This is a genomic window from Lederbergia citrea (assembly GCF_018343525.1).
Classification (GTDB): domain Bacteria; phylum Bacillota; class Bacilli; order Bacillales; family Bacillaceae_C; genus Lederbergia; species Lederbergia citrea.
On record NZ_JAGYPH010000002.1, the window covers coordinates 311,618 to 323,667 of the forward strand.

The 12,050-nt window shown below is 40.3% G+C and carries 8 protein-coding genes; 7 read left to right on the forward strand and 1 reads right to left on the reverse strand.

Annotated elements, in window-relative coordinates; all coding sequences use genetic code 11:
- The first annotated feature begins 5 nt into the window (after positions 1-5).
- The 7 genes from KHA88_RS10705 (at position 6) to KHA88_RS10735 (ending at position 10,813) form a co-directional block, all read left to right on the forward strand.
- On the forward strand, positions 6-884 hold the full coding sequence (locus tag KHA88_RS10705) for a carbohydrate ABC transporter permease (RefSeq protein WP_213107637.1): 879 nt from the start codon (positions 6-8) through the stop codon (positions 882-884).
- Between the two features lie 16 nt (positions 885-900).
- Positions 901-2,922 carry a YIP1 family protein gene (locus KHA88_RS10710; protein ID WP_213121900.1) on the forward strand — a complete coding sequence of 674 codons (2,022 nt, stop codon included), beginning with the start codon at positions 901-903 and terminating at the stop codon, positions 2,920-2,922.
- On the forward strand, positions 2,915-5,182 hold the full coding sequence (locus KHA88_RS10715; protein ID WP_213121902.1) for a DUF5696 domain-containing protein: 2,268 nt from the start codon (positions 2,915-2,917) through the stop codon (positions 5,180-5,182). The genes KHA88_RS10710 and KHA88_RS10715 overlap by 8 nt, the downstream gene beginning before the upstream one ends.
- Positions 5,179-6,045, forward strand: a complete 867-nt coding sequence (locus tag KHA88_RS10720; protein WP_213121903.1) for a carbohydrate ABC transporter permease — start codon at positions 5,179-5,181, stop codon at positions 6,043-6,045. The genes KHA88_RS10715 and KHA88_RS10720 overlap by 4 nt, the downstream gene beginning before the upstream one ends.
- 176 nt (positions 6,046-6,221) lie before the next feature.
- Entirely contained in the window at positions 6,222-7,166 is a 945-nt protein-coding gene (locus KHA88_RS10725) for a carbohydrate ABC transporter permease (protein WP_346729178.1), read from the forward strand.
- Between the two features lie 20 nt (positions 7,167-7,186).
- Positions 7,187-8,389 (forward strand): glucoamylase family protein, encoded by a 1,203-nt coding sequence (locus KHA88_RS10730; protein WP_213121905.1) that lies wholly within the window; start codon positions 7,187-7,189, stop codon positions 8,387-8,389.
- Between the two features lie 15 nt (positions 8,390-8,404).
- Positions 8,405-10,813, forward strand: coding sequence for a beta-galactosidase (locus KHA88_RS10735; protein ID WP_213121906.1), 2,409 nt, complete (start codon positions 8,405-8,407; stop codon positions 10,811-10,813).
- Positions 10,814-10,890: 77 nt separating this feature from the next.
- On the opposite strand, the gene KHA88_RS10740 is transcribed toward KHA88_RS10735, so the two are convergent.
- A complete protein-coding gene (locus tag KHA88_RS10740) occupies positions 10,891-11,859 on the reverse strand; it encodes a LacI family DNA-binding transcriptional regulator (protein WP_213121907.1) in 969 nt (322 codons plus the stop codon).
- Positions 11,860-12,050: the final 191 nt, after the last annotated feature.

Consider the following 12,050-nt stretch of genomic DNA (forward strand, 5'->3'; position numbering starts at 1 on the left):
TCAGCATGTCTGCCTTTCAAGGTACAAAGATAAACCCGACAAAGTTTCATAAGAGCCAGTTGAAGTTTTACTTCTTTTTAATACCGCTGGCCATATTTATGGCGATGCCGATCGTATATATTATTTTTCATGCATTTAAACCAATAGACGAATTATTCGCATATCCGCCTCGTTTTTTTGTACAAAAGCCAACGATGCAAAACTTTTCGGATTTGTTTATGAAAACAAATGATTCGGGAATTCCGCTTTCTCGATATTTATTTAATAGTATTATCATTACGCTCATCGTCGTATTTTTGACCATTTTGTTCAGTACGATGGCGGGTTACGCCTTATCAAAGAAAAACTTCTTATTAAAGAAAACAATTTTTGAAATTAATACGTTAGCACTTATGTTTGTACCGGCTGCAGTAGCTATTCCGAGGTATTTATTGATTGAAAATCTCGGGTTGATTAATTCATTTTGGGTTCATATTTTACCGCTTTTGGCGATGCCGATTGGTTTGTTTTTGGTCAAGCAATTTATTGATCAAATCCCTAATGAGTTAATCGAAGCAGCGAGAATGGATGGCGCCTCGGATTTCCGGATTTATACGACCATTGTCATTCCATTGATTAAGCCGGCAATTGCCACGGTAGCCATTTTATCTTTTCAAATGGTATGGAATAATGTCGAAACCTCTACGTTATATGTGAATGACGAAGGATTAAAGACATTTTCATTCTATATGTCGACACTAGCTTCACAAGTATCAGGAAATACAGTGGCAGGTCAGGGAATTGCCGCAGCTGCTACTTTAATCATGTTCGTACCAAATTTAATTATTTTTATTATTTTACAAAGTCAAGTGATGAATACGATGGCACATTCAGGAATTAAGTAATGGGAGGGGAAAGCAAATGCAGCAATTTCTAAAAGTTATCATATGCGCATCTATTTTTATCCTTTTTCCCTTTCTGTCTGCTGCCTCGGCATCAGCTCCATATAAAACAATGACATTATCGGCAGATGGCGAGCTCATTGAAACACAAACAGCGTATGAACCACTTGGTCGCATTTTTTCCAATGTGGAAATCGTCAACCCGGAAGATATTTTCATAGATAAAAAGGGTTCCATTTATGTAGTTGATTCTGGGACGAAAAAGGTGATTGTCTCAGATGCTCGAGGCTCTGTTGTAAATGAAATTGGTAAAGGGATTCTCGGAGTACCAACAGGTGTATTTGTTGATGAAGAAGGCGATATTTATGTTGCAGATTACGAGAAAGAAAAAGTGTTTCGCTTTTCAAATAAAGGTGAATTAAAGCAAGAGTATGCAAAACCGGATTCTCCTTTGTTTGGCAGTAAATCACCTTTTAAACCGCAAAAAGTAGGTGTTGACCGACGCGGAAATATTTATGTCGTAGGTGAAGGTTCAACGAACGGCATGATTCAGCTTAGTCAGAGTGGTGAATTTTTAGGTTATTATGGCGTGAACAGAACGGAAGTTTCTTTTAAATCAGTTATCCGAAACATAATGGCGTCAGAGGGGCAAAGGGCTAAATTATTCATGAAAACTCCACCTGCGCCCGACAACGTCGCCATTGATGAGCAAGGATTAATATATTCTGTAACAGAAGGAACAAAAAAAGAAGTCATCAAAAAGCTGAATGTGGCCGGACAAAATATGTTGTCTCCATACATTTCAGACGATGCTAATTTAGTTGATATTACGGTAGATGCCGATGGCAATATTTTTGTGATTAACGGAGCAGGGAAAATTTTTGAGTATGACAGTTACGGAAATTTATTATTTGTTTTTGGCGGTAAAGATGACGGAACGAATCGGCTTGGATTATTAAAACAACCGAGCGGTATCGCCGTTGATCAATCAGGAAGAATTTATATAACAGATAAAGAGTTAGGCATGATCCAAGTTTTTGAATCTACTGCATTCTCAAAACAAGTGCATGAAGGAATTGCTTTGTACAAGGACGGTCTTTATGTCCAAAGTCAGCAGTATTGGGAATCGGTGTTAAATTTGAACTCCTCTTTTGGCCTTGCTCATACAGCAATGGGAAAGGCGTATTACAAGCAGCAACAATACGAACTGGCACTTGAGGAATTTAAACTTGCTGAAGATGTTTACGGCTACTCGGATTCATTCTGGGAAGTACGCCACGCGTGGATGCAGAGGCATTTGGAAAAAATATTAGTTCTCATACTAGTGTTAACGGCTTTATACTATGGCGTTAAATATTGGGATAAAAAGAAAAGTATTTTAGATGGCTATCGCCGTCAAAGGGACAAGTTGAAAAAGCGTAAGCTGATTTCGGAATTACTCTTTCTTTTCCGGTTTTTTAAACATCCGATTGATAGTTTTTATGATTTACAGCGGATGGGCAGAGCATCGGTTCTATCAGCCACGATTCTATATCTCTTTTTATTTGCGGCCTATTTAATTAATCGATTTCAAACAGGATTTATCTTTTCTTCTTATCGAAGCGGCGACACAAATTTATTGTACGAGTTTGCTATTATCTTTGTACCGTTGTTAGCGTTTATTATCGTCAATTATTTGGTCAGTACGATCAACGATGGAGAAGGACGGTTCAAGGATATTTATATCGGCACGGTTTATTCACTTGCTCCGTATATCGTGTTTATTTTGCCGGTTACATTGCTTTCAAACATATTGAGCGGAAATGAATACTTTGTTCATTTGTTTTCAATGCGGATCATTATTGGCTGGTGCCTGATCATTCTGTTCATCATGATCAAAGAGATACATAATTATTCCTTCTCTGAGACAATCAGGAATATATTGGTCACGCTGTTCGGAATGGCGATTTTACTGCTTGTTGTATTCATTATTTTTGTTCTGATGGATCAAGTATATGACTTTGTCTATTCCGTCATAAAGGAGGTTTTGCTGCGTGTATAAAAAATGGCTGTTCGCAAGTGTGCTTTTTATTCTACCTATCATGGTGATTGCTAATCACTCATTAGGGGCCAAGTCAGATGAACCTCCTATATCGACGGTCCAAGTCGATAGCACGATGAGGTATTCCTCTGCTCAATTTACCCAGCCAGAACCGAACGAAAAGCAAGAAATCATTCAGAAATCCTTATTGGATGGATATACAAAAGCAGCTGAAAATGATGAGATGATCTTATATGTTCATGAGAAATCATTGGCTATTAAGGTTCAAAATAGGAAAACGGGCTATGTTTGGGGATCTGGATTAGATCATCCAGAAAATTACCGTTTGAATAAAACATGGGAGCAAATTGTCCAGTCTGCGGTCACGATTGACTACACGGATCGCCAAGGCAAACAGCGGACGGAAAGCATTTTAACGAATGATTCCAATCCAACTGTGAAAATAATAGACAATGGCTTTAGTGCGAACGTATTTATGGCCCAAGCCAAATTGAACTTTCAATTGGATGTTCAATTGGAAGGAAATGAGTTGGTCGTCTCTATCCCTCAGGAAAAAATCAAAGAAGATAAACGTAATAAGCTTGTTTCCATGCAGATTTATCCATTTTTAGGTGCAATGAATGAAAATGATATTCCAGGCTATATGTTTATCCCTGACGGAAGCGGCGCATTAATCCGTTATGAAAAGAGTACGAAAGCAGCTGGAGCCTCTCCTTTTATCGGGGCCATATTTGGACTGGATGAAGGGATCAAAAATAAAATTAAGACTGGTAAAGATGTAGTGCCTGTGCAACAAATAAAAATGCCTGTATTTGGTGCAGTCCATGGCGTAAAACAGAATGGTTTTGTTGCAATCGTTGAAGAGGGATATGCGTATGGAGATATCGTTGCTTATCCTGCGGGAGCGTCCACAGATTTTAACAGGGTATCATCCAAATTTAATTATCGATATGAATATTTTCAGCCTACAAGTAAGAATTTAAAAGGCATTAATGTTTTTCAAAAAGAAATGAACAAAATGAATGTGAAACTTCGCTTCATCTTTTTAAGTGATGAAGACGCTGATTATGTTGGAATGGCTAAAACATATCGGGGATATTTAGCTGATCATCAGCTACTCCCGAAAGAGGAAGACAAAGCAAGTATTCGCTTGGAATTTTTAGGCGGAGAAATGAAAAAGGGCTTATTCTGGAATTCCGTCATTCCAATGACAGAAATAAACCGGATTCCTTATTTTACAAATGAGCTAAAGAAAAATGGCGTGGAGAATATGTTTGTCATTTATAAAGGCTGGTCTGAAGGTGGATTAACTGGATCATTGCCAGGAAAGTTTCCAATAGAGAAAAAACTAGGTAGTAAAAGAGATGTGAAAACTACAGTCGATTCTTTGAAAAAGGAAAATATCCCTTTATATTTCTATACCGATTACACGAAGGCTTATGATGGTGCATCAGGATTTTCCGGAAGTAAAGATGTCGCTAAAAAAATAAGTGCAGAAACTATCTCTTATAAAGAAAATGATCTGACATCGTTTTATTTATCGCCTAAAAAATCGCTGAGCATCGCAAAAAGTGATAGAAAAAACTATCGGGCGTATGGAATAGAAAACCTAGCCATTGATTCTAGTGGGTCTATATTATTCTCCGATTTTAGTAAGTCTAGTAAACTAACACGGCCGGAAACGATGGATACGTATGGGGAGATCTTTACGTACTTCAACGAAAATGTTGGTCCAACGGCTCTATATAAACCGAATGTGTATGCATGGGCAGCATCCGATAAATATTTGGATATTCCGATGAATTCGTCCAATTATGTGTTCGAAACAGATACGGTTCCATTCATGCAAATTGTATTGAAGGGTTACTTGCCTTATTACGCACCTTTCTCAAATTTTAATCAAAATCCGCAAGAACAAGTATTGCGCATGATCGAATACGGTGCCTATCCATCTTTTCTGTTGACTGATGAGCCTTCACACTTACTGGCAAAGACACCATCGAAGAATGTGTATACGTCTGAGTTTAAGGTTTGGCAGGATGACATCGTTAACCAGTACAAACAAATTCAAGAAACGCTGGGACAAGTAGAATCAGCAACCATTGAAGGTAGATTTATCCCGAAAAAGGGGATTGTTGAGGTTACGTATTCCAACGGAAAAACAATTATAGTCAATTACACAAATTCAGTATATAGCCATGAGGGTATGGAGGTTGCTGCAAGAGATTTTGCAGTCGTGGATAAGGGGGGAGTGCAGTGAAGCTAGGGGGACTGAAAGCTAGACACAGTATGGCTGGCTGGTTATTTGTTTCACCATGGATTATCGGCTTTCTCATTTTCACAGCCTCTCCATTGTTTTATTCTTTGTACTTAAGCTTTCAAAAGGTGAAAATTACGACGAGTGGCGTGCAAACGACCTTTGTTAAATTCGAAAACTATAAATATGCATTTGGTGTGGATGCGGTTTTTGTCGATAACTTAACGAATTATTTAAAGGAACTTGTTATTTCAGTTCCAATCATTATCGTATTCTCGTTAATTATTGCCCTGCTTCTTAACCAGAAAGTGAAGTTTCGCGGGATGTTTCGGACGATTTTTTTTCTTCCAGTTATCATTTCGAGCGGTCCAGTCATAAAGGAATTAATGGATCAAGGAATTACAACTATTCCATCAATCGAACAATATGCCATCTACCAAGCATTGAATGCTAATCCAGATGCATTTGTTAACGGTATTTTGCTTTATTTGATCAAAAACTTGATTGTTATCCTTTGGTTCTCAGGTGTCCAAATTTTAATTTTCTTAGCTGCTCTGCAAAAAATGGATAGCCAAACATACGAAGCAGCATCCATCGACGGGGCATCACCTTGGGAGTGTTTCTGGAAGCTAACCCTCCCAAGTCTACTTCCAATGATTATTGTGAATGTGATTTATACAATTGTGACCTATTCAATATTTTCATTGAATCCTGTGATCGACCATATTCAAAGAAATATGTTTAAAGTAGACACCGGATTTGGCTATGCTTCTGCGTTATCCTGGATTTACTTTTTGATTATTACTCTTGCACTTGCACTCACGGTTGGCGCCATGACATTAAAGAGAAAGAAAAATTACTCTTAAAATGAAGAGTTCAAAAAAGAGGACAAAAAGGGCCGAGAAGTTCGAGGAACGATAGTCTCGAGGACCGGAGCGTATGCTTTTAATACGTGAGGACCGGAGAGGCAGAGTGACGAAGAAATTCGACAGCCATTTTTCCCGGATTTTTTGAACAACCTCTTAAAAAGGAAGGGTTCAACGTGCAAAACATAAAAAAACTAGAGAATCATTATACGAAAGCAAAAAAATGGCTCTTAGGAATGCATGGGAATGACGGGTTGCTTGTAAAAATTCTGATATACGGCTTATTGATTGGAATCGGGTTTGTATACTTATACCCGCTTATCTATATGGGTGTATACAGTATAAAGAATTTGGATGACATCTTAAATCCACTTGTGAACTGGATTCCAACGAAGTTCTATCTTGGGAACTATACGAAGGCGAACGAAGTACTAAACTTTTTCCCTGTTTTGATGGAAACTCTTTATGTTACTGTCCTTCCGTCTTTAGCTCAAACAGCTTTAGCAGCTGTTGTTGGATATGGACTGGCACGCTTTGATTTCCGTGGGAAAAACATCATTTTCGTGCTTGTCATGGCGACGTTTATTATTCCGCCACAAGTAACGTTGATTCCAAGATATATTTTTTTCAATGAATTAAATCTATTAGGCAGTCTCAATGCTTTTATGCTTCCCGCTTTAACAGGGCAGGGGATCAACAGCGCAATCTTTATTCTGATTTTTTATCAGTTTTTTAGAATGATGCCTAAATCATTGGAAGAGGCCGCACAAATTGATGGTGCTGGCCACTTACGTATATTTTTTACAATTGCAATCCCAATGGCGGTACCAGCGATCATCATTTCATTCCTATTTTCATTCGTTTGGTATTGGAACGAAACATACTTAGCGTCCATTTATTTTGGAAATGAACTAACAACATTACCATTACAGCTGCAAAAATTCGTTGCTACTTATCAAAAAATGTTTCCTGCAGGTATGGAATTGAGCGGAAACCAAATAAATGAAGGCATCAAGATGGCCGGGACCTTACTATCGATCCTGCCGCTGCTCGTCGTATATTTCATCACACAGCGCTGGTTCGTTGAAGGTGTAGACAGATCGGGAATTACCGGTGAATAAAGATTAGGAGGAAGAACAGCATGGAAAAACCTAATATTTTGGATTTAGAAGCAAAAGGGTGTTTCGACTTCTTTTGGAATGAAGTAAATACAGATAAAAATTCTAATGGATACGGATTAATTTTAGACCAGTCAGCGAATAAGGAAGTAGCGAGCATCGCTGCCGTTGGCTTTGGATTAACGGCGATTGTGATCGGGATTGAAAGAGGCTGGATTACTCGTGAAGAAGGATACGAGCGTACAAAGGGCACGCTTGAAACATTCTTAAATCATGTCGAACATGAAGCTGGCTTCTTCTATCACTTTTTAAATATGGAAACAGCAAAGAAATATGAAAAGTTCAATGATTGCGCCTCAATCATTGATACAACGCTCTTTCTTAATGGAGCGATTACATCCGCTGAATATTTCGAAGGTGAAATCAAGGAATTATTTGAAAAGATTTATGAGCGTATTGATTGGACCATTTATTATGACGAAAGCGTAAACCAGTATTATATGGGCTATACGCCTGAAACTGGCGGATTCCATCACTGGGAAACATATGCTGAGCAAATGACACAATACGTATTAGGTGTTGCTGCTCCGAACCATCCTGTTCCAGTCAAAATTTACGAAGGTTTTGAGCGTAAATCAGCAAAATACGGTCCATACGAATATATCAATGCGCCGGGCGGAGCTTTGTTTGTTCACCAATTCTCCCATGCCTTTATTGATTTTAAAAACTACTTGGACGCAGACGGCATCGACTGGTTTGAGAACTCAGTGAAGGCATCGCAAGCCAGCCGTCACTATAGCATCGAAAATCCAAACGGGATGAAAACATACCACGAAAATGCCTGGGGATTGACAGCTTGTGCGTCACCAAATGGCTATATTGTACCGGGCACACCACCGTTTTATCCAACCGTTAATCCAGTTAACGAAGGTACAGTGCCGCCATGTGGAGCAGCTGGATCGATTGTCTTCACACCGGAGGAATCAATTGCTGCATTGGAATATTACTACGAAAATCACCCGCAGCTTTGGGGTCAGTACGGCTTCTGGGATGCGTATAACTTGGACGTTGAACCGGCATGGTATGCAGAACACGTGATTGGAATTGATAAAGGAATCACGCTGCTTATGCTTGAGAACCATAGATCAGGGCTTGTATGGGATTTATATATGAAAAATAAATATGTTCAGCGTGGAATGGAATTGCTGGACTGGAAGAAAAAATAAGCCTGAGGTGCGACAATGATTGAAATTAAGAATAAACAAATTTTAATTGATGGCAAGCCACAGTTGATTATGTGTGGGGAGATTCATTACTTTCGCCTTGACCGTGAAGATTGGCAGGATCGCATAGATAAATTAAAGCTTTCAGGCTGTAATGCAGTGGCTACGTACGTGCCTTGGGTGATTCATGAACCAGTTGAAGGGCAAATTGATTTAACAGGTGAAACGCGTCCGGAGTTGGATCTTCGGGCGTTCATCGATTTGTGCCGGGAAAATGACCTTTATTTCTTTGTTCGTCCAGGGCCATTTATTATGGCTGAAATGAAAAATGAAGGACTCCCTTACTGGGTATATGAAAAGCATCCGGAAATCATTCCGACAGGTTGGGACAAGCAGCCAGCTACAACAAAAACAGTTGATTATCTACATCCTGGATTTTTAGCAGATGTAAAAAGTTGGTATGAAGCAGTCATGGAGATCGTTGCACCTAGACTTTATCCTGACGGCAATATCATCGCTTTCCAGTTGGATAATGAAATTGGGATGCTTTCGTGGGTCAGCAACTGCCCTGATTTAACCGATTTTGTTCTGGATGATTTTTCAGTGTGGTTATCCAGGACATATGATGCGGAGGCATTAAGGCAGCGCTATCCATTTGAATTGAGTGATAAGCATGTTCGTAATCAGGCGGTTCGTTCACCTCATGAAACATATTCGTTGTCATTGATGAAAGACCTCGGCTATTTTATGAGGAATCGATTTGCTAGATATATAGCGGTATTGCGAGAATACGCGGAAGAGTTTGGCGCAAAGGATATTCCGTTTGTCGTCAATATCCATGGTACTGGCGGCGGCCGTGGATTTACCTTCCCGATTGGCATCAGCCAGCTGTATGAATCCTACACTCAAGGGCCAGGCTATCTGGCCGGTTCCGATATTTACTTTGGTGATTTAACGGTAGAAACGTTCCAGGATCTATATTTGATCAACGGATTCATGGATGCTGTCCATCTTCCAGATCAGCCACTAACGTCTGTGGAATTTAACTGCGGAGACGGGAACTTCGGCAACAACTTAAGCGGCCGCTACGATCCTTCAGCGGCTGATTTTAAAACGAGAATGTGCATCGCTCAAGGAAACCGGCTGCTCAATTATTACTTATTTGCCGGTGGCAGAAACTATCGTTTCGAAACTTCCTTAGACGACGGGAATGACCGGATTGCTTTCACGGGAGAGCATCATGGCTTTGCTGCTCCTGTTGGCCCTGAAGGGAAATTGAACTATACGTTCCCAAGAATGGCAAGCTCGATTAAAACGATGATGGCTGTCTCAGATAAGCTGGCGGCGATGGATGAGGAGCGGGATAATATCTCCTTTGCGTTTATCCCTGATTACTATATGACGGAGTACCGCTACCCGCAAAGTGAAAAAATGAGAACTGTATTATCGAATATAGAAGCAAACCGCGGATCAGGTTCATGGGAAAGCATGGGGCGCGCAATGTTGCTTATGGGTTACCGCTTCGGAGCGGTGGATATTCAGAACAAGCCGTTATCTGTTGAGGAAACTGAAGTGCTCGCTCTGCCTTCAGCCAAGTATATGGCTGCGAGCATTCAAAGCAAGCTTGTTGATTACTTAGAAGCTGGTGGGAGGGTACTACTATTTGGTGAAGTTCCTCAATTTGATATGGAGGGTAATCCTTGTACATTTTTGGCAGATGCGCTTGGTGTTTCGGTTGCTGGCGAAAAGCGGGATAGCTCAGACTACTATTTATCACTGAATGCAGTGAACTGGGCGGCGCCGCGCCCTGAAACGAGAACTCACTTTGCGCAAATATTAGAATCTGATAACGCTACGCCACTGTTGAAAGTGTACGGAACAGACGAAGTGTGTGCCGTTGATGCCGTTGTTGGAAAAGGTAGGGCGGTTGTCATAGCGGCTGCTTACCCATGTGATTTGGCTTTTTACACGTCTGTGTTTGAACAGTTGGGCGCGAGGGCAAAGCTTACGCATGATTGTGAAGAACATGGAATTTTCAGTACCTCGACCGCTAATGCAGAAGGCGAACGCTTCATCCATCTGCTAAACCTCGATGGTTTTGATAAATCATTGAAGGTGTACAGCGAGAGTGTTGCCTTATTTGGAGGGAGAGAGCTTCTACTGCAAAGCAAAGAAGGCGCTATGCTGCCAGTAGGTGTAAAATTGGATGTCGGAGAAATTGTTTATTCAACGGCTGAAATTATGCGTGTTGGAGTGGACGAAATTGAGTTTCATTTGACTCAAGTACAGGACGTTATTGCATTCAGGACAGATAAAGAAATCGCTGAAAGTAGTGATTATGAAGTGGAATATGCTGACGGATTGACGTTGGTTCATTCTAAGAAACATTCGAAGGTAGATTCGCAGCTTGTGGTGAAATTTAACTAGAAGTAATAAACTAAAATCCCTGATATGAAGATGTTTCTTCATATCAGGGATTTTGAGTTGTTTTACATTTCAGAAACCTAATCCACTTTTCCAACAGAATCTCCTTCGAGTAATTCCACATTGACCTTCTGAATCTCATATTTCTCATTTCCAATCAACCGAATCAGCTTCTCTGCCGCTTTAGCTCCCCAGTCTTGCTTTGAGTAATGGATTGTCGATAGCCGTGGACGGACATAGTGGGCTACTTCAATATTGTCAAAGCCAATAATATGAATATCTTTCCCAACGACATAATCAGTAGTCTCTATGTAGTTATACATGCCAATTGCCATTTCGTCGTTAAAGCAGAATACAGCGACAGGTTTTGTGTAGGTCTGGATGATCTGTTCGGCCGTACGTTCACCAGAAGCTTTATCAAAATCGCCGTGAATGACACTTAAGGAAATAGAAGGATGTGTTTCCAACAGTTTTTTTACCGCTTCTAATCGCTGATCGGAATCATACGAGCCTGCTGGTCCAGTTACGACAACAATGTTTTCATGACCTTTCCCGATCAAAAATTCCACAGCTAGTTCAGCGCCCATTTGATTATCGAGCAGTACCCTGTCAATATTCGGGTGGTCAATTTCGCGATCAAGCACAATCAGTTTATGGCCTCGATTTGCATAGCTGATTAGCTCTTCATCCGGAAAGGTAGCATCCAATACGATGGCACCATCAATAATTCCTTCCGGCAGAAATCGGTGGGATTCTTTTCCCGTACATACTATCAAGTCATAGCCCTTATTGTTTAAAGTTTCGCGCATCCCTTGCAATAACTGGCCGAAAAAGGGGCCACTGTAATCGGTTAAAAAAGCGCCGATTATTTTTGTTTTGCGCTCCCTCAATGTTCTCGCTGCTGCGTTTGGTATGTAGTTCAGCTCCTTGGCAATGGCGAGTATTTTTGCGCTCGTTTCTTCGGTCACTTTTGGACTGCCGTTCAGTGCGTAAGAGACAGTTGATATGGAAACACCCGCTTTTTTTGCAATATCTTTAATGCTTACCATCCCGTTCTCTCCATTCTTACAAACCTACTTTTCTCTAATTTATCGCGAGTTCATGATTTTTACAATGATTTAAAAGAAAAAGCGGCGGTCGATTGCCAACCGCCGCCAAAGTATGAATGAAAATCCTTACCTTTAGGATTTTTAGCGTCCATTATTGACGTTATTGTCCGTTGCCCGCATTTATACGCGGT

Bases quoted from the DNA above. Each gene is read 5' to 3' on its own strand.
- KHA88_RS10705 (WP_213107637.1), top strand. From the start codon at position 6: ATGTCTGCCTTTCAAGGTACAAAGATAAACCCGACAAAGTTTCATAAG.
- KHA88_RS10710 (WP_213121900.1), top strand. From the start codon at position 901: ATGCAGCAATTTCTAAAAGTTATCATATGCGCATCTATTTTTATCCTT.
- KHA88_RS10730 (WP_213121905.1), top strand. From the start codon at position 7,187: ATGGAAAAACCTAATATTTTGGATTTAGAAGCAAAAGGGTGTTTCGAC.
- KHA88_RS10735 (WP_213121906.1), top strand. From the start codon at position 8,405: ATGATTGAAATTAAGAATAAACAAATTTTAATTGATGGCAAGCCACAG.
- KHA88_RS10740 (WP_213121907.1), bottom strand. From the start codon at position 11,859: ATGGTAAGCATTAAAGATATTGCAAAAAAAGCGGGTGTTTCCATATCA.